The organism is Rhizobium mongolense subsp. loessense (assembly GCF_900099775.1).
GTDB lineage: Bacteria > Pseudomonadota > Alphaproteobacteria > Rhizobiales > Rhizobiaceae > Rhizobium > Rhizobium loessense.
In genome coordinates this window covers 1239586-1256853 of record NZ_FMTM01000001.1, presented here as the reverse complement: position 1 = coordinate 1256853, position 17268 = coordinate 1239586, and the positions used below count along the sequence as shown (strand labels likewise).

Below are 17268 nucleotides of genomic sequence, written 5' to 3'. Positions count from 1 at the left end.
TGGGGCCATGCTCAGAATGCGAAGTCGTTAGGTACGGGGTTGCCGAACTTGAGAAGTCTTATTGGTCCCTCGTTTGTCCCTCTTGTCCTTTGCTGGAAGCATCAAAGCCGCCCGTAATTTTTGCTCCCGCTCAGCCTCTTCCTTGCGGTCAACTTCTGCCCAAAACTCATCATCATCCGCCCAGGCGTCTAGCAGCTTGCGTTCGATCAATGTCTGTTCCCGCTTTCGGAGGATTACTGCCCATCCGAAACTGCCCGTGTGCTGCACGAAGTATCGCCCTTCGACGGAATAAAATTCTTCTTCTCCGCGTAGCGTTTCGCAAATCACATCCCCTATTTGCGGGCAACTGCCGAAATGACTCAGGGGCAGGATCGAGTCGGACTGAAGTTCACCATCATCGCCAACGATATAGAACCGGATTTCGATAGGCATCGAAAGTCTCGCTTTATGATTTGCCCGGGCGACAAGCTCGGGCTCTCTGCCTTGCTGCCCTCAAATCAGCAAGACGTTTCTCAATGTCGATAATTTCATAAGTGGCTGACGCAGCCGATTTGATCTGCTGTTTCAAAACCAGCGGCATCGCCGTCGTGCGCCGTCTTGCGATGAACTCGTCAATGTCTGTTGGAAGGTATCGGCGAGTAGGGCGCTTGTTGCCGAGCCCAATGTTCACAAAGGGTATTTCGCCGGCAAGCGTAAGGTGGGTCAGCTGCTTGACGGAAACGGCAAGTATTTTTGCGGCTGCGGCTGGTGTGAGTAGAGGAGATGGATCGGTTTGGTCTATCACCCTTCACCTCTTCGCCGCTGCAATTTCAGGCGGAGTGCCTCCTGCGCGCTGATCCCCCGTTGATTTGAAGAGGTCTGTTGAGCGGTTTTTTGAGTGCAGCTCTCGATCATCCTTCTGATCGCATTCCTGGTGACGAAGTCCTTGTTTGCGATCCGGACTATTTCAAGATTGCCTTTACGTGCCTCGGTGCGGAGCGCCGATTTCGTAAGGCGACCATGGAAGAAGAATTGTGCGGCGTCTCGTAGGGGAATTGGCTCATCGTCGCCAACATCATCGCTCATGGGCCACCTCTGTCGTTCAGAGCAGGGTGCCTTTAAGGCCCGTTTATTGTCAATCGATAGGAGGAATTTACGCCTCTTTCTTGCCAACAAGGCGAACTCCTGGCTGCCCATGATTCAGGAATTGTATCCCCCGCGATTCTAGAGCGCGCTGCACGGCTTGCACGTTCTGTGCTCGTCCCGCGATTGGCATCCCCCCAGAAGCCTCCATTGCCCTTATCGTATTGACATGCACGCCAGCTGCACCGGCGACCTCTATTTGTTCAATTCCTACTAGAGCCCTGGCGGCCTTTAGCTGGTTTCCCGTAGTCAGCATGTTCATCTCCAATTTCAAAAATGTGTATCACACACAGAAATAAGTTGACAACAAACCTTTTCATATTAGGTTACTAAACACAGTTAACAGTGGACCACACACAGGAGATGGAAATGCCGAACACACCGATTCAGGCAACCGCCGAAGGTATGCCCGCACCCAGCCGCCGCCGCTTCCTGCAGATGTTGCCGGCAGCAATCGCCGCTGTACCGAGCCCCGCTCCCGCGGCGCCAATAGAGCCAATGGAAGCCGCCCGCTACCACGCAGATCAGCTCGCCGCAGCAATGAATGCAATCAATTCGGAACGCATGTTCCGTGTCGCCTTCGACACCGAGAGCACATTTGTGCTGATCTGCGGAGATCGGAAGGATGGCAGCGACCGCGTCACACCGGCAGCCTACGACGGCCCGAATTTCTATGAGATCGAACTTACGAACGGCACACGGCCGATATGGTGGCTTGAGCGGGTCGAATACCGCACCACGCCTGGTCACTACTACGTCGCTGAAAGTCGCTGGAAGGGACGCCTCGAATCCAAGCCGCAGCGCTTGAAGGAAAAACACTTCAGGATCGTGCGCAAGGTCGAGGATTATGGCGGGAGGGTGATTTGATGGATGCGGTCACCATTAAGTTCTGCGCCGATAGCTTCCGCGCGCTGAGCATGAAGGATCTTGGATTAATCCTCGACGGGCTTGTTGCCGCGCGCGACGGTCTCGTAAGTGTACTCAACCAGCCTCGCTGTACTGGCGAGGCAGAAGATGAGCTCGATGACACGGTCGACGCTGTCCATGACGCGATTGATTTGCTGGCATCGATCGCCAACGAAGCAACCCCCATTGAACCCGACGAAGTTAAGGCGCGGGCTTGGCTGCTGCTTGGTTATCATGCTCGCCTAAGAGACGACCTCCCGCAGCTAGCCGCCTTGGCAACGTCTTTGGCTGCCGACCTTTCGAAGGCTAATTTCGCACAAACTCACAGGGAGAAGAGAAATGGAGACGCCTGATCCTGCCTACCAACTTTCTGATCTGTACTATGAGCTGCTGGATCTGCACCAACTTACCGAGACAGTCCGCGAGATTTTGGGTGAGATGGACTACGTTCGGCAAGACGGGAGAAGAAACACCGAACTTGCTCGCGTCGCAGCTATCAACCGGTTTATTTCCGACACCGTTGGCCGCATGGCTAATTTCACCAGTCGATATGACAAGCCTGATAACAATTAACTCAAACGACCTCGTACTTATGCCCGCCTCGCGAATGAGGTGGGTTTTTTATGAGGGTGGATAGACGTGGGGATGCGCAAAAACCGAGTTTTGCGTATCTTATTGTTTATAAACAATAAAATGTAAATGGAATGGTGCCCAGAAGAGGACTCGAACCTCCACACCCTTTCGGGTACCAGCACCTGAAGCTGGCGCGTCTACCAATTCCGCCATCTGGGCGACGGAGAGGCATGTAAGGGGGTGGCTCTTTGCTGTCAACTGGCTTTTTGAAGTTTTCCTGACAGGCTGGGAAAAAGAGCGAATATGCCTCCCGAAGACGCTGGAGCGGGGCGATCACGCCGAACTGAACGGCTTTCGATCTTGTGGTGGATGCCATCCGGCGGCGGGTGTTCTATATCTGCAGCAGCAGAAAGGAATCAGTGATGTCTGCTCTTCGAACGATCATCTTCGGCTCCGTCGTTGGCTTCGTGCCGCTTGCGGCCAGTGCCGCGCCTCCGCTTGCGACGTTGCAACAGCGCAATCCGGCGATCATCAATGTGCAATCGACCTACTGCGATTATCGCGGGTGCTTCGGCTTCGGGCCGCAGCAGTGGCACCGCCCTGCCTATGTCCAGCCGAACTATCGTCCGCTGGGAGCGAGAGGGCCGACCTATTACCAGCCGCGCGCCCAGCCAAGGCCGCAGCTCACCTATGATCCGCCGCCAATCCGCCGGATACGACCGCCAGCAAAGGACATGCATGTCGAATGGTGCCGAAATCAGTATCGGACCTACAATCCGAGGACCGATCGTTTTGTGACCTACGAGGGCATCTACAAGACCTGCAATTCGCCCTTTGACTGAGGGTCAGCTCTCCAGCGAAACGCGGTCGGCATGGCCGAGATCGCGGTCGGGTTCGATGATGTCCCGCACCCGCTGTTTGAGTTCCTTCGGCCCCGGGAAGCCGCCGTCGCGTTTGCGTTCCCAGATGAGGTCGTCGTTCACTCGGATCTCGAAATTGCCGCCCGTACCAGGAATGAGCGCCACTTCGGCGAGGCTGTCCGAAAAGGTGTGCAGCAATTCCTGCGCCATCCAGCCGGCGCGCAGCAGCCAGTTGCATTGGGTGCAGTAGAGGATCGTCACACGGGCTTTTTCAGTCATGGGCGGATTCCTTTCAATGGTTCGATTTAAGGCCTTCGCGGCCGCTTCGCAACGTCCGGTTTGCGCGGGGAGGCCATCGCATGTTCATGTCACGAAGTTAGCTGTGGTGCTGCGCGACACGGTTCGCTTAATAGGCGTTCAGCACCGGGAGAGGCAGATGAGTGAGCGGGAAAAGATGGCGGCTGGCGAGTGGTATTGCTGCCTTGATGACGAGCTCGAGGTGCTGCGCCGGCTGGCGCGCAAGGCCGTTCACCAGCACAACACGATGGCGCCGGACGAACGCGGCAATATGGCACCGGCGCTGGCGGCGCTGCTTGCGAAGGCGCCTGCCGACGCTTTCATCGAGGCGCCGTTTCATTGCTCCTATGGTGTGAACATAGCCCTGGGCAACCGCGTCTACCTCAATGCCGGCTGTACCATCCTCGATTCGGGAACGGTGGTAATCGGCGAGCGGTCCATGCTGGGGCCGGGCGTGCATATATATTGTGCGGAACATCACAAGGATGCGGCTCTTCGTAAAGCCGGGATCGAGATGGCGCGCCCGGTTTCGATCGGGGAGGATGTCTGGATCGGCGGCGGCGCTACCATTCTGGGCGGCGTGTCGATCGGGGACGGCGCAATCGTCGGAGCAGGCGCGGTTGTAACGAAAGATGTGCCGAGCGGTGCGACGGTCGTCGGCAATCCGGCGCGGATCCATAAGTGATTGCGATGCATTTCGGCCGTGGCCTTGATTGACGTCGGATGACGCTAGATTAGGGGCGAACACGGAGGATAGGCCGATGAGCAATAAGAACCTGCCATGGGAAGGTGGCTGCCGTTGTGGCCGGGTCAGGCTGAAGATCAGCGCAAAGCCGCTGCTCACCATGGCGTGCCATTGCACCGGCTGCCAGAAAATGTCGTCCAGCGCCTATTCGTTGAGCGCCGCGATTCCGGTGGAAGGCTTCGAAGTGACCCGGGGCGAACCCGTGATCGGCGGCCTGCATGGCGTAACAAGGCACTATTTCTGTCCGCATTGCATGAGTTGGATGTTTACGCGGCCCGAGGGCATGGATTGGTTCGTCAACCTGCGTGCCACCATGCTGGATGATACAACTTGGTTCACACCGTTCATCGAGACTTGGACGAGGGAGAAGCTGTCATTCGCCGAAACCGGCGCGGTATATAGCTATGAAACGCTGCCGGAAATGAATGCATATGAGGGGCTGGTGAAGGAGTATGTGGCGCGGGGATGAGTTGTCGAAGACGAGCCGTCAAATTTGCCGTACTTCACAAACGGTAGCCCGTGCCTTTCAACGCAAGCGTCTGCTTCGGCTCTCGTCTCCGCATTCTCCAGTCGCCGCAGGCGTTCGCGCGCGGCTTTTATCGCGCGGGCGATCCTCTTCGGCGGCGCGGGAGATGTTGACATTGGTTGGCGTGCGGAGGAGACGATCTGAGCATCGAGAGACAGATTCGAGTCTTTTCAGACAGGCTGGCGCATGGCGATTGCCCTTCGAGTTATGCGCATAAAATTGCGCATAACTCGAAGCGAAAAGAATTTACTCGTCGCCCATTTTCAGCGCCGCGATGAACGCCTCCTGTGGGATTTCTACCTTGCCGAACTGGCGCATGCGCTTCTTGCCGGCCTTCTGCTTGTCGAGCAGCTTGCGCTTGCGGGTGGCGTCGCCGCCGTAGCACTTGGCGGTCACGTCTTTGCGTAGCGCTGAGATGGTTTCGCGGGCAATCACGTTGCCGCCGATCGCGGCCTGGATCGGGATCTTGAACATGTGCTTCGGGATCAGCTCCTTGAGCTTCTCACACATGTCGCGGCCCCGCTTTTCAGCCGCCGTCCGGTGCACCATCATCGAAAGCGCGTCGACCGGTTCGCCGTTGACGAGGATCGACATCTTTACGAGGTTGCCTTCGCGGTGGTCGGTCAACGCATAGTCGAAGGAGGCGTAGCCTTTCGAAATCGACTTCAGCCGGTCGTAGAAATCGAAGACAACTTCATTGAGCGGCAGATCGTAAGTCAGCATTGCGCGCGTGCCGACATAGGTAAGTTCGATCTGGATGCCACGCCGGTCCTGGCAGAGCTTCAGGATGCCGCCGAGATAATCGTCTGGCGTCAGGATCGTGGCTCTGATCCAGGGTTCGTGGATTTCGGCGATTTTTACGACATCTGGCATGTCGGCTGGGTTGTGCAGCTCGCGCTCCGTACCGTCGGTCATATACATCTTGTAGACGACGGAAGGCGCGGTTGCGATGAGGTCGAGGTCGAATTCGCGTTCCAGGCGTTCCTGGATGATTTCGAGATGAAGCAAGCCGAGGAAGCCGCAGCGGAAGCCGAAGCCGAGGGCTGCGGAAGATTCCATCTCGAAGGAGAAGGACGCGTCGTTGAGGCGCAACTTGCCCATCGCGGCGCGCAGATCTTCGAAATCGGCAGCATCGACCGGGAAGAGGCCGCAGAAGACGACGGGCTGGGCCGGCTTGAAGCCCGGCAGCGCTTCCGCAGTCGGCCGCTTGTCCTCGGTGATCGTATCGCCGACGCGGGTGTCGGCCACTTCCTTGATGCTGCCGGTGATAAAACCGATCTCGCCAGGACCGAGGGAATCCACATTGACCATCTTCGGCGTCAGCACGCCGACGCGCTCCACCTGATACTTGGCATCGGTGCCCATCATGCGAATTGTCTGGCCCTTGGTCAGTACGCCATCGATGACGCGCACCAGAACCATGACGCCGAGATAGGCGTCGTACCAGCTATCGACGAGCAGTGCCTTCAGCGGCGCCTTCTCACCGCCCGGGCTCTTCGGTGGCGGCAGCTTGTGAACGATCGCTTCCAGCACAGCCGGAATGCCGAGCCCGGTCTTGGCAGAAATCAGTACCGCGTCGGAAGCGTCGATGCCGATCACTTCCTCGATCTGCTCCTTGATGCGCTCAGGTTCTGCCGCCGGTAGGTCGATCTTGTTGAGGACGGTGACGAGCTCGTGGTTGTTGTCGATCGCCTGGTAGACATTGGCAAGCGTCTGCGCCTCCACTCCCTGGGACGCGTCAACGACAAGCAGCGAGCCTTCGCAGGCCGAGAGCGAGCGCGAGACTTCGTAGGCGAAGTCGACGTGTCCGGGGGTGTCGATCAGGTTCAGGATGTAGGTCTCGCCGTCATCCGCCTTGTAGTGCAGGCGCACGGTCTGCGCCTTGATAGTGATTCCGCGCTCGCGCTCGATGTCCATGTTGTCCAGCACCTGCTCGGACATTTCGCGATCGGCAAGGCCGCCGGTCGTCTGGATCAGGCGGTCGGCAAGCGTCGATTTGCCGTGGTCGATGTGGGCCACGATCGAGAAATTGCGGATATGGGACAGCGGAGTCGTCGGATTGGTGCTCATGCGCGCCATATAGCAGCGCCGCCCCCCGCCGCAAAGCGGAAAAGCAGGACTCCGTTTAGGATAAAATGCGCGCCTCAGGCGGTGATTAAAAATCACTTGATTCCATTATCGGACCATGCATTTCTCTTATAGTAGAATCAATGGATCGGACGATGGAACAGGAACTCGAAACGGCGATCGGCATTCGCATTCGCAAGCTCAGGATCGAAAAGGGCCTGACGCTGGATGATCTTGCCAATGCCTCCGGCGTCAGCCGCGCGATGATCTCGCGCATCGAGCGGGCGGAGGCCAGCCCGACAGCCTCTCTGCTTGCAAGGGTCTGTGCCGCGCTCGGGCTTTCGCTTTCAGCCTTCTTTGCTGATGAAAGGCAGGCCTCGCCACTTGCCAGACGCCACGAGCAGCAGGTCTGGCGCGATCCGGAAACCGGTTATTTGCGCCGCTCCGTCTCACCGCCCGCAACGTCGTCCGAGGTCGATATCGTCGACGTCGAGTTCCCTGCGGGCGCCTGCGTCAGCTTTCCGCCGCATACGGCAAGCCACGGCATGACCCAACACGTCTGGGTGTTCGAAGGCGAGATGGAGATGACCACTGGCGAAACGGTGCATCACCTTTTGCCCGGCGATTGCCTCTTCATGCCGGTCGGGGAGGGACATGTCTTCCGCAATCCCACCAGCAAACCCGCCCGCTATTGCGTCGTGCTCAACCGTAGCACCCGCTGATGATTTCAGGAGAGACCGTGACCGTCATTCGTATTCTTGATGCACAACAGGCCAATGCGGCTATTCCGGAACTTTGCGAGATACTCGCCGACTGCGTGGAGGGCGGCGCCTCAGTCGGCTTCATGCAGCCTTACACGGCCGCCGACGCCGAGCCCTATTGGAGGAGCGTTGCAGAAACAGTCGAGGCGGGCGTCAACCTGCTCGCCGTGGCTGAGATCGACGGAAAGATCGTCGGGACGGTGCAGGTCGGATTTGCCTCGATGCCGAACCAGCCGCACCGTGGCGATTTGAAGAAGCTGCTCGTGCATCGTTTTGCACGTGGCAAAGGTTTGGCACGGCTGCTGATGGAGGCGATCGAGCTCGAAGCCGCAAAACATGGCAAGCGCCTGCTGGTGCTCGACACAGCAACCGGCAGCGAAGCGGAGGCGATCTATCCGCGACTCGGCTGGGAGCGCGCTGGCGTCATCCCGGATTATGCGATGTGGCCGGAGGGCGGCTATTGCGCGACCACGCTGTTCTACAAGCGCATCGCTACCTAAACCATTGACAAGGCGTGCGTCCGCCGCGCCTTATTCGACAAAACAAATCAGGGAAAAGCCAATGCGCGTCGTCTATTCCGAAGACCACAAGCTGCGCGATGCGAAGACAGAGCTGCATGGCGGTCTGCTGGTGACGCCGTTCGAAGGACCGTTTCGCGCTGAGTGGATCCTCGAAGCGGTCAAAGGGGCGGGCTTTTCGGATGTTGTTGCGCCCGAACGACATGGACTGGAAACGGCTCTGAAAGTGCATGATGCCGGCTATCTCGATTTCCTGTCGAAGGCCTGGACTTTGTGGCAGGCGAGCGGAGCCGCGGGCGAGGCGATCCCGACCTCGCTGCCGGTGCGCCGCGCAACGCAGCGCGTGCCGAACGATATCGACGGCATGCTCGGCTACTACGCCAATGCCACCGAAACCTCGATCACCAACGGCACCTACGAGGCGGCCGTCGCCTCGATGCAATGCGCGATCACCGGCGCCGATTGGCTAGATGCCGGAAACCGGTTCGCCTTCTCGCTCTGCCGGCCTCCCGGCCATCATGCGGGCGTCGATCTCTTCGGCGGCTATTGCTTCATCAACAACGCTGCCGTCGCGGCACAACGCCTGCTGGATATGGGCGCAAAGAAGGTTGCGATCCTCGATGTCGATTTCCATCACGGCAACGGCACGCAGGACATCACCTACCGCCGCGGCGACATTTTCTTTGCGTCGCTGCACGGCGAACCGGCCAATGCCTTTCCCTATTTCTGGGGCTATGCCGATGAAACCGGTGAGGGCGACGGCGAAAATTGCAATGCGAACTACCCGCTGCCGCGCGGCACGGCCTGGGCTGCATGGTCGGAAGCGGTTGCGGATTCGCTTGCGCGCATCAAGACTTTTGGCGCCGAAGCCATCGTCGTCTCGCTCGGCGTCGATACCTTCGAACGCGATCCGATCTCCTTCTTCAAGCTGACTTCCGATGATTTCACACGCATGGGCGCGTTGATCGCCAAGGTGGGCCTTCCAGTCCTGACCTGCATGGAGGGTGGCTATGGCGTGACGGAAATCGGCCTCAACGTCGCCAATATGCTGAAAGGGCTGGAGGCCTAGAAAGCCTTCGATGGACGATCAAAATCAACCCCCCGATGTTCCGACGCCGCGCATGCTCTCCTGGGCACGCAACTCGACGATCTATCGCCTCGAGCGTCGGATGATGACGGAAAAACAGCTGTTCGATGCGATCACGCGAAAGGCGAAGCAGAAATTCGAAGACATCAGTCCGGCGCAGCTGAAGGCGCTTGCCGATTCGGCGGTCAAATTCGCCTACGATCAGAAGGCTCTGGACGACGTCGCCTATGCTGCGGTGAGCACCCGCTCGGCGGTACGCGGCGGCAAGTCGAAACGGATCATCGCGCAGAAACTCTCCTCGAAAGGGGTGGCAAGCGAAATCGTCGATACCGCGCTTGAGCGTGCAGACGATCTGTTCGCCGCCGTCGTCTTCGCCCGCAAGCGCGCCTTTGGTCCGTTCAGGCGTGGCGACCTCGATGAGAAGCGAAAGGTGAAGGAACTTTCAGCCTTCGCCCGTAATGGATTCAGCTTTGAGATCGGCAAGAAAGTTTTTGGCATGAGCCCCGGCGAAGCTGAAGAGGTGCTCGAAACCAGGCTGGCGCTTTAGCGTCTCGGTTCATAAAGCCCGCTTATGTTCGGATCAGAAGTTTGCATTTGCCGCTGTGCGATTGCGTTCGTATCAGTGGTGCAAATCAGGAGCGGGAAATGGATCGGAAGACGGGCGAGCCAGCGGCAAACGGCAGTGCCGTTGCGTTACCTGCAGCAGCGCCCCCCTTTTCCGGCGCTGCTGCGGCCGGTGCACTCATGTGCCTGCTGTCGATGTCGTCCATTCAGTTTGGTGCGGCATTCTCTTCAAGCGCGATCGCAGCCTATGGATCGGCCGGCGCCTCCTGGCTGCGGCTCGCCTTCGCGGCAGTCATCCTTGCAATCGCCGTTCGTCCGCCATTGCTGCGCTACAGCCGCGAGCAATGGATCGGTGCAGTGGTTCTCGGCACGACGACAGCGCTGATGACCATGTCTTTCTTCGCGGCGATCGAGCGAATTCCTTTGGGGCTTGCGGTAGCGATCGACTTTCTTGGTCCGCTTTCCGTCGCGACGTTTGGTTATGGCCTGACGCGGCGCCTGGTTTGGCCGGTGATGGCCGCAGCCGGTGTTCTCTTCCTTGCCTATGATGGCGAGCAATGGGTCAGCAATCTGCCCGGCGTGCTCTTTGCCTTCGGCGCCGGCGCGGGCTGGGCATGCTATATCATGCTGACGAAAAAGGTCGGAGCGGCGTTCAAGGGGCTCGAAGGCCTTTCCATGTCGCTGATCGTGGCAGCGGTGGTGGCGACGCCCTTCGGCTTTGCCGGGGCCGCGTCGAACGTCGATGGCTACGGTCTCGTCGAAATGGCAGGTCTGGCGATCCTCGTTCCGCTCCTGCCCTATACCCTGGAAATGATTGCGTTACGGCGGATGTCGACGGCCGCGTTCGGCATCCTCATGAGCCTGGAACCGGCAATCGGTGCGCTCGCAGGCTTCCTCATCCTTGCCCAGCCCATGACGCTGTTGCAGATGCTCGGGACCGCGCTGGTCGTTGCGGCGAGCGCAAGTGCGACGTTTTCGACGCAAAAAGCTTAGGCGGGCTTGCGCGCCGGATCGTCGAGTGCGGGGTTGTAGAATAGCGATAGCGTCAAACTCGTCGCGATGCGTTCCGCTGTCGCCATGAACCAGGCCTTTACCGCGGCATTCGGAGCGATATCGTCGAGCGTTGCGGCAAAGAGCTCCAGCCATTGCGGAAAGAGAGCCGGCGACATGTTTGCAACACCGACATGTGCTTGCACCGGCTTGCCGCCATAGGCGCCGCTGCGAAATGCGACGGACGACCAGAAGCTCTTCATCTTCGCCATGTGCTCCGGCCAACGGCCGGAAAGCCGCGCATCGAAAATCGGGCCGAGTTCGGGATGCGCAAGGACGCGGCCGTAGAAAGTCTCGACCAGCCTGTCGATGAAGGCATTGTCGATTCCCATGGCATTCATTTCCGTTTCCGCTCGCTGGCGGATCGCGGCGGCATGCGCCGCCCGGCCTTGCAGTTCACTATTCATCTCAGACCCCGGTCGATTGGTTGCGGCACGCCCTATATAGGCACCTGCCGCTTCCAACTGAAGTCCACAAGCCGTCTTGCGGCAATCTGTCGGGATCGATCGCCCGATGCTTGACGCCTTGCTGTGCGCTGTTTAGATTTAGAATAATTCTAAAATGGAGCTGTTGTTATGCTGCCGCGGTTTTTCAGGTCGTCCAAACGTTCATTCAAATCATTGTCGGAACAGGAAATTCTGGCGCTAGCGATTGCCTCCGAAGAGGACGACGCCCGCATCTATCGCGCCTATGCCGACCAGCTGAAGGCCGCATATCCCGCCTCGGCGCAGGTCCTCGAGGACATGGCGGAAGTCGAAAACACACACCGCAAGTCGCTGATCGAGATACATCGGCAGCGTTTCGGCGAACGCATTCCATTAATTCGCCGCGAGCATGTGCAGGGCTTTTATGAGCGCAAGCCGGATTGGCTGCGCAAGAACCTGTCGTTGGAAGCAGTGCGGCAGGAAGCCGAGACGATGGAGGAGCAGGCTTATCGCTTCTACGTCGAGGCGGCAAAGCAGACTTCGGATGCCTCGACACGCCAGCTTCTCGGCGATCTCGCGCTCGCCGAACAGGGTCATGAAGACATTGCCAGAATGCTCGGCGACAAACATACGCCGGAGGGCGTAAAAGACGCCGAGGACGATACGGCGCGGCGGCAATTCGTGCTTACCTACGTGCAGCCTGGCCTTGCAGGCTTGATGGATGGTTCGGTCTCGACGCTGGCGCCGATCTTTGCCGCCGCCTTTGCGACGCAGGATACGTGGCAGACCTTCCTCGTCGGCCTCTCGGCTTCGGTAGGCGCGGGTATATCAATGGGTTTCACCGAAGCTGCGCATGACGACGGCAAGATTTCCGGGCGCGGTTCGCCAATCAAGCGTGGTCTCGCCTGCGGCATCATGACAACGCTCGGCGGTCTCGGCCACGCACTGCCCTATCTCATTCCGCAATTCTGGACCGCGACGATCACTGCTGTCGTCATCGTCTTTTTCGAGCTCTGGGCGATCGCGTTCATCCAGAACAGATACATGGAAACGCCATTTCTGCGCGCCGCCTTCCAGGTCGTGGTCGGCGGAGGCCTTGTGCTAGCTGCCGGCATCCTGATCGGCAATGGGTGAGGCCCGGTCCGGCGCGCAGCCGAAGCAATCGACCCAGTGACACGATTGCAGCGCCCAACGCCTTGAACTCAAAGCGAAGGGCCGGGAGTGCGGCAAAAAAGTCTCATAAAGCGGCCGACGGTCGCAGGTCCTAGTGCTGAAGGGTGAATTTCTTACTTCAGAGCGCCGACCAGGACGTCGCGGCCGTTTTCGATCGTCACCCAGCGGCCGGCATTGTAGCTCGACTGGCGCTTGACGAAGGAATAAGCCGTATCGAACCAAGGCTTCACGCTTGAAGCGAGGTTGTCGAGAATGAAGTCGCCTTCGGTCGTGCGAAGCGTCAGCACGGCATGGCCTTCGCCATCCGGTTTGCGCACCACCGTCATCAGAAGGTTTGCCGGCTCAAAGCCGCGCTGGATCAGGATGCGGCGCTTCAGGAGCGCGAAATCTTCACAGTCGCCCGCCGTTGTCGGATAAGCCCAGATTTCGTCCCTGCCGTAGATTTCCTTGTCGGTCATCGGGGTGATGGTGCTGTTGACGGTGGAATTGACCGAGCGGACAAGAGCCCACTTCTCGCCATTCATTTCCGCGGGCCCCGCGTTGCGGTCCGCACCGCATTCGATCCGGTGCAACTGGCAGAAATCATAATGGCCGATTGGCTGCGAGGTGGCGCCGCCGGTGACCATCGAGAGGTTTTTTGTGGGGGCCGGTAATGCGGCCGAAGACATCGCAAACATGGCCATCATGACCATCAAGTAACCCTTGATCCGCACGCCCGTTTCCCTGCATCGCCCTTGTATTTGTTAACAAAGAGTTAACGGAGAGGGCGTTGAGGAGTCAATCATTACTTCTCACAGGGCTGCCCTAACAACCCGACATGGTTAAAATGCCACACAGCCGGAGGTTTCATGCTGCGCATGACATCAAACACTGGTGGAGGTGGCAGGCGTCTGCTTCGGTTAACGAATGAGGCCTTTAACGGCAGATAGTATCCGCTCGATATCCTGCGGCCGTGAAAGCCGATGGTCGCCATCGCGAATGAATGTCAACACGACATTGTCGGCGGGTAGGTGTTCAACCAGCTTCATGGCGTGACTGTAGGGAACGTCCGGATCTTTCATGCCTTGGAGGACATGCACCGGGCAGCCTGTGTTGATAATGCCGGTCAGAACCCGGTTTTCGCGGCCGTTTTCCAGAAGTGCTCGGGTGTAGATGTTGGGCTCCGGGCTATAATCTGACTTCTCTTCGACATAGCCGCGTTCGGCGAGTAAGGCGCGATCCTTTTTCCTCAGATGCGGCTCGATGAGGTCCGATGTGAAGTCGGGTGCCGGCGCGATCAGTACCATACCGTCGAGCTTTGGCGTACCCTCCAACTTTGCAAGTTCCTGCGCCAGCCGCAACGCTATCCATCCGCCCATCGAGGAACCGACGACGATGACGCGCTCGGGTTTTGCATGGAGGAGGACGGCGAGCGCTTCTTCCAGCCAGCGGGAAATCGTCCCATCCTTAAACTCTCCACCGGAAAGTCCATGCCCCGAATAGTCGAGGCGGATGCAGGTATGTCCGAGTTCGCCGGCCAGCCGATCGAGCTCTATCGCCTTTGTGCCGCTCATGTCCGACCGATAGCCGGAGAGCCAGACGAAGGTCGGCCCGCGGTCCTTCGAGGTGGCTTGGCGAATGATGAAAGCGATCTTTCGTTGCGCGTCGCCTTCGCCCACCGTCAGGAACTGCGGCTCGGATATGGCTGTTGCTTCGGACATAAGCACAAACTCCCATTGTCTGTGCCTATAAAACAGATTCTCGATAGGCTGACAGCAGGTGATTTTTCCGCTAAAGCGTGTTATTGACGACATCGCAGCGATAGCGAGACTTCGTTGCGCCCCAATGGAGCGCGAAGCTGCGATCTGAAACAACTCGAGGAGAGTACGACCATTCGCAGACCTTTTAAAACCGACGCGCCCGTGAAGGAAGGGCCGCGTTCGAACCGGGAAATCCGTATTCCTAAGGTTCAATTGATTGATGCTGAAGGACAGAATTTGGGCGTGGTGCCCACCGATCAGGCCTTGAGAATGGCTGAAGAAGCCGGCCTCGACCTTGTGGAAATTTCTCCCAACGCCGAACCGCCTGTGTGCAAGATTCTCGATCTTGGCAAGCTAAAGTACGCCAACCAGAAGAAGGCCTCCGAGGCGCGCAAGAAGCAGAAGATTGTCGAAGTCAAAGAAATCAAGATGCGTCCGAACATCGACACCCATGATTATGAGGTGAAGATGAAGGCTATGGGCCGCTTCTTTGAGGAAGGCGACAAGGTGAAGGTGACGCTGAAGTTCCGTGGCCGCGAAATGGCCCACCAGGAACTCGGCATGAAGCTTCTGCAGCAGGTCAAGGCCGACACACTGGAATTTGCAAAGGTCGAAGCCGAACCGAAGCTTGAAGGCCGCCAGATGATGATGGTGCTCGCGCCGAAGTGAGCGGTCCTCATCAATACATCAAAGCCGTCTGTAAGGGCGGCTTTTGTGTTTTTCAGCACGCCTGAAGAATCCTCGTCTGCCCCGTTGCACTTTCGCGGCGCTGCGGGTATAAGCGCGCGTCCGAACTGACCGGCAGGGCATGCCGTGGCAGTTTCGAATGCTTGCGGGGATGGTTTCGTCGCCATGCCGCAGATCAACAACAAACGCTCCCGCACCTTGTTGCGACGGCCGGAAGACCGGACATCGCAGGAGGGCTTTTTTGAAGAAGCGCGCAGGGAGGATAGAAACGGAGTAGCAAAATGCCCAAGATGAAGACGAAGTCCTCGGCCAAGAAGCGGTTCAAAATTACCGCGACCGGCAAGGTCAAGGCCGCCGCTGCTGGCAAACGCCATGGCATGATCAAGCGTACCAACAAGTTCATTCGCGATGCACGTGGCACGATGGTTCTCGCAGAACCCGATGGCCGCAAGGTTGTGAAGAACTACCTGCCGAACGGTCTCTAAGACTATTCCGCGAACGCTTTAGATTAAGGAGATCATGAAATGGCACGTGTAAAAAGAGGCGTTACAGCCCATGCCAAGCACAAGAAAGTTCTGAAGGCAGCAAAGGGCTTCTACGGCCGCCGCAAGAACACCATCCGTACCGCCAAGGCTGCCGTCGATCGCGCCAAGCAGTACGCCTACCGCGACCGCAAGGTCAACAAGCGCAATTTCCGCGCGCTTTGGATCCAGCGCATCAACGCTGCCGTCCGCGAATTCGGCCTGACCTACGGCCGCTTCATCGACGGCCTGAACAAGGCTGGCATCGAGGTCGACCGCAAAGTCCTCTCGGACATGGCGATCCATGAGCCGGAAGCATTCGGCGCGCTCGTCGCAGCCTCCAAGAAGGCCCTCGAGTACCTCAAGGATGCCGGTACGAAGAACGAGTTTGAAAGCGCGGTTCGTTAACCAGCGCTTCCCAAGCTTGACGCTATTTGAATTTTGGGAAACCCGCGCTGGTTTGGGCTGGCGCGGGTTTTTCTTTCTCTCTACTGCTTGCCCGGCCGGTTCTAACCAGCCTCCGATTGCCCGCCTGATCCCGGACGGAAAGAATTGACGATGTCAGATATCGACCAGCTCAAATCATCGCTGCTTGCGGAAATTGTTGCCGCCAACGACGAACCGGCACTCGAAGCCGTGCGCCTTTCGGCCCTCGGGAAAAAGGGCTCCGTTTCCGAGCTCCTGAAGACCCTCGGCACGATGTCGCCTGAAGAGCGCCAGACCAAGGGTGTTGCAATCAACGTCCTCAAGAATGAGGTCGCTGATGCGCTTGCCGCTCGCAAGGCGACGCTCAAGGAAGCGGCGGTCAATGCCCGCCTCAGGGCCGAGACGGTCGACGTCAGCCTGCCGGTCCGCTCTTCGCCCGCCGAGCGCGGCCGCATCCACCCGATCAGCCAGATCGTCGACGAAATCACCGCAATCTTCGGCGACATGGGCTTCTCGATCGCCGAAGGTCCGGATGTCGAGACCGACTATTACAATTTCACGGCGCTGAATTTCCCCGAAGGCCACCCAGCCCGCGAAATGCACGACACCTTCTTCTTCCAACCGGATGAGAACGGCGCGCGAAAAGTGCTGCGTACGCACACCTCGCCCGTACAGGTGCGCACCATGGAGGCGCAGAAGCCGCCGATCCGCATCATCATCCCTGGCAAGACCTATCGCCAGGATTCGGACGCGACCCATTCGCCGATGTTCCATCAGGTCGAGGGCCTGGTGATCGACACGAAGGCGAACGTCGCCAACATGCGCTGGGTGCTCGAAGAGTTCTGCAAGGCCTTCTTCGAGGTCGACAGCGTCACGATGCGTTTTCGCCCGTCCTTCTTCCCGTTCACCGAGCCGTCCTTTGAAGTCGATATCCAATGCGACCGCTCGGGCCCGATCGTCAAATTCGGCGAGGGAACGGATTGGATGGAAATCCTCGGCTGTGGCATGGTCCATCCGAACGTGCTGCGCTATGGCGGTCTCGACCCGGACGAATATCAGGGCTTTGCTTGGGGCATGGGCCTCGACCGCATCGCCATGTTGAAATATGGCATGCCCGACCTGCGCGACTTCTTCAACGCCGATGTCCGCTGGATGACCCACTATGGCTTCCGCCCGCTCGACATGCCGACGCTGTTCGGCGGCTTGAGCGTGTAAGGGAGG

25 protein-coding genes and 1 tRNA gene are annotated in these 17268 nt (G+C 58.5%); 16 read left to right on the top strand and 10 right to left on the bottom strand.

Going from position 1 to position 17268, the window contains the following annotated elements; all coding sequences use genetic code 11:
- Positions 1-27: 27 nt before the first annotated feature.
- The 3 genes from BLP23_RS06375 to BLP23_RS06365 are packed head-to-tail and all read right to left on the bottom strand — an operon-like array spanning position 28 to position 1065.
- On the bottom strand, positions 28-432 hold the full coding sequence (locus BLP23_RS06375) for a hypothetical protein (RefSeq protein ID WP_092583987.1): 405 nt from the start codon (positions 430-432) through the stop codon (positions 28-30).
- 13 nt (positions 433-445) lie between these two features.
- Positions 446-784: a helix-turn-helix domain-containing protein gene (locus BLP23_RS06370; protein WP_233426638.1), complete on the bottom strand. Its 339-nt coding sequence runs from the start codon at positions 782-784 to the stop codon at positions 446-448.
- Positions 781-1065: a hypothetical protein gene (locus BLP23_RS06365; protein ID WP_092583986.1), complete on the bottom strand. Its 285-nt coding sequence runs from the start codon at positions 1063-1065 to the stop codon at positions 781-783. The genes BLP23_RS06370 and BLP23_RS06365 overlap by 4 nt, the downstream gene beginning before the upstream one ends.
- A gap of 426 nt (positions 1066-1491) precedes the next feature.
- Between BLP23_RS06365 and BLP23_RS06355 the strand changes: the two genes are divergently transcribed.
- From BLP23_RS06355 to BLP23_RS06345, 3 genes are read left to right on the top strand one after another with little or no spacing between them, the layout of a single operon-like run.
- Entirely contained in the window at positions 1492-1989 is a 498-nt protein-coding gene (locus BLP23_RS06355) for a hypothetical protein (protein WP_092583985.1), read from the top strand.
- Positions 1989-2381, top strand: a complete 393-nt coding sequence (locus BLP23_RS06350; protein ID WP_092583984.1) for a hypothetical protein — start codon at positions 1989-1991, stop codon at positions 2379-2381. Before BLP23_RS06355 ends, BLP23_RS06350 begins: the two co-directional genes overlap by 1 nt.
- On the top strand, positions 2368-2601 hold the full coding sequence (locus tag BLP23_RS06345; protein WP_092583983.1) for a hypothetical protein: 234 nt from the start codon (positions 2368-2370) through the stop codon (positions 2599-2601). Before BLP23_RS06350 ends, BLP23_RS06345 begins: the two co-directional genes overlap by 14 nt.
- 132 nt (positions 2602-2733) lie before the next feature.
- Here BLP23_RS06345 and BLP23_RS06340 read toward each other — a convergent pair.
- A tRNA-Leu gene (locus tag BLP23_RS06340) sits at positions 2734-2820 on the bottom strand.
- A gap of 203 nt (positions 2821-3023) precedes the next feature.
- Here BLP23_RS06340 and BLP23_RS06335 point away from each other — a divergent pair.
- Positions 3024-3443 carry a BA14K family protein gene (locus tag BLP23_RS06335; protein WP_092583982.1) on the top strand — a complete coding sequence of 140 codons (420 nt, stop codon included), beginning with the start codon at positions 3024-3026 and terminating at the stop codon, positions 3441-3443.
- A gap of 3 nt (positions 3444-3446) precedes the next feature.
- Here BLP23_RS06335 and BLP23_RS06330 read toward each other — a convergent pair whose 3' ends face one another.
- Entirely contained in the window at positions 3447-3740 is a 294-nt protein-coding gene (locus tag BLP23_RS06330; RefSeq protein ID WP_092583981.1) for an Rdx family protein, read from the bottom strand.
- A 157-nt stretch (positions 3741-3897) separates the two neighbouring features.
- Here BLP23_RS06330 and BLP23_RS06325 point away from each other — a divergent pair, with 157 nt between their 5' ends.
- Both BLP23_RS06325 and BLP23_RS06320 read left to right on the top strand, forming a co-directional pair.
- Entirely contained in the window at positions 3898-4443 is a 546-nt protein-coding gene (locus BLP23_RS06325) for a sugar O-acetyltransferase (protein ID WP_092583980.1), read from the top strand.
- A gap of 76 nt (positions 4444-4519) precedes the next feature.
- Positions 4520-4972 carry a GFA family protein gene (locus BLP23_RS06320; protein WP_092583979.1) on the top strand — a complete coding sequence of 151 codons (453 nt, stop codon included), beginning with the start codon at positions 4520-4522 and terminating at the stop codon, positions 4970-4972.
- Here the strand turns inward: BLP23_RS06320 and BLP23_RS06315 are convergent.
- Positions 4906-5187: a type II toxin-antitoxin system CcdA family antitoxin gene (locus BLP23_RS06315; RefSeq protein ID WP_267890073.1), complete on the bottom strand. Its 282-nt coding sequence runs from the start codon at positions 5185-5187 to the stop codon at positions 4906-4908. The two genes, BLP23_RS06320 and BLP23_RS06315, sit on opposite strands and share 67 nt — an antisense overlap.
- Positions 5188-5275: 88 nt before the next feature.
- Positions 5276-7108, bottom strand: coding sequence for a translation elongation factor 4 (lepA, locus tag BLP23_RS06310; RefSeq protein ID WP_092583978.1), 1833 nt, complete (start codon positions 7106-7108; stop codon positions 5276-5278).
- A 143-nt stretch (positions 7109-7251) separates the two neighbouring features.
- On the opposite strand from lepA, the gene BLP23_RS06305 reads away from it, so the two are divergent.
- From BLP23_RS06305 to BLP23_RS06285, 5 genes are all read left to right on the top strand, one after another.
- Positions 7252-7818: a helix-turn-helix domain-containing protein gene (locus BLP23_RS06305; RefSeq protein ID WP_092583977.1), complete on the top strand. Its 567-nt coding sequence runs from the start codon at positions 7252-7254 to the stop codon at positions 7816-7818.
- Positions 7819-7835: 17 nt separating this feature from the next.
- Complete coding sequence (locus BLP23_RS06300; RefSeq protein WP_208603122.1) at positions 7836-8357, top strand: GNAT family N-acetyltransferase; 522 nt, start codon at positions 7836-7838, stop codon at positions 8355-8357.
- 61 nt (positions 8358-8418) lie between these two features.
- The gene (locus tag BLP23_RS06295) at positions 8419-9444 is read left to right on the top strand and encodes a histone deacetylase family protein (RefSeq protein WP_092583975.1); all 1026 of its coding nucleotides are present in this window, start codon (positions 8419-8421) and stop codon (positions 9442-9444) included.
- 10 nt (positions 9445-9454) lie between these two features.
- Positions 9455-10009, top strand: coding sequence for a recombination regulator RecX (recX, locus tag BLP23_RS06290; RefSeq protein ID WP_092583974.1), 555 nt, complete (start codon positions 9455-9457; stop codon positions 10007-10009).
- 98 nt (positions 10010-10107) lie between these two features.
- Positions 10108-11019, top strand: a complete 912-nt coding sequence (locus BLP23_RS06285) for an EamA family transporter (RefSeq protein ID WP_092583973.1) — start codon at positions 10108-10110, stop codon at positions 11017-11019.
- On the opposite strand, the gene BLP23_RS06280 is transcribed toward BLP23_RS06285, so the two are convergent.
- Complete coding sequence (locus BLP23_RS06280; RefSeq protein ID WP_092583972.1) at positions 11016-11483, bottom strand: group III truncated hemoglobin; 468 nt, start codon at positions 11481-11483, stop codon at positions 11016-11018. The two genes, BLP23_RS06285 and BLP23_RS06280, sit on opposite strands and share 4 nt — an antisense overlap.
- Positions 11484-11651: 168 nt before the next feature.
- Here BLP23_RS06280 and mbfA point away from each other — a divergent pair, with 168 nt between their 5' ends.
- Positions 11652-12635, top strand: a complete 984-nt coding sequence (gene mbfA, locus BLP23_RS06275) for an iron exporter MbfA (protein ID WP_092583971.1) — start codon at positions 11652-11654, stop codon at positions 12633-12635.
- 152 nt (positions 12636-12787) lie between these two features.
- On the opposite strand, the gene BLP23_RS06270 is transcribed toward mbfA, so the two are convergent.
- Positions 12788-13387, bottom strand: a complete 600-nt coding sequence (locus BLP23_RS06270) for a transglutaminase-like cysteine peptidase (protein WP_092583970.1) — start codon at positions 13385-13387, stop codon at positions 12788-12790.
- 186 nt (positions 13388-13573) lie between these two features.
- The gene (locus BLP23_RS06265; protein WP_092583969.1) at positions 13574-14374 is read right to left on the bottom strand and encodes an alpha/beta hydrolase; all 801 of its coding nucleotides are present in this window, start codon (positions 14372-14374) and stop codon (positions 13574-13576) included.
- Positions 14375-14545: 171 nt separating this feature from the next.
- Here BLP23_RS06265 and infC point away from each other — a divergent pair, with 171 nt between their 5' ends.
- The 4 genes from infC (at position 14546) to pheS (ending at position 17262) form a co-directional block, all read left to right on the top strand.
- On the top strand, positions 14546-15082 hold the full coding sequence (gene infC / locus BLP23_RS06260; protein WP_074063010.1) for a translation initiation factor IF-3: 537 nt from the start codon (positions 14546-14548) through the stop codon (positions 15080-15082).
- 299 nt (positions 15083-15381) lie between these two features.
- On the top strand, positions 15382-15585 hold the full coding sequence (rpmI, locus tag BLP23_RS06250; protein ID WP_004108077.1) for a 50S ribosomal protein L35: 204 nt from the start codon (positions 15382-15384) through the stop codon (positions 15583-15585).
- A gap of 39 nt (positions 15586-15624) precedes the next feature.
- A complete protein-coding gene (gene rplT, locus BLP23_RS06245) occupies positions 15625-16029 on the top strand; it encodes a 50S ribosomal protein L20 (RefSeq protein WP_092583968.1) in 405 nt (134 codons plus the stop codon).
- A 150-nt stretch (positions 16030-16179) separates the two neighbouring features.
- On the top strand, positions 16180-17262 hold the full coding sequence (gene pheS, locus BLP23_RS06240; protein WP_092583967.1) for a phenylalanine--tRNA ligase subunit alpha: 1083 nt from the start codon (positions 16180-16182) through the stop codon (positions 17260-17262).
- The last annotated feature ends 6 nt before the right edge of the window (positions 17263-17268 follow it).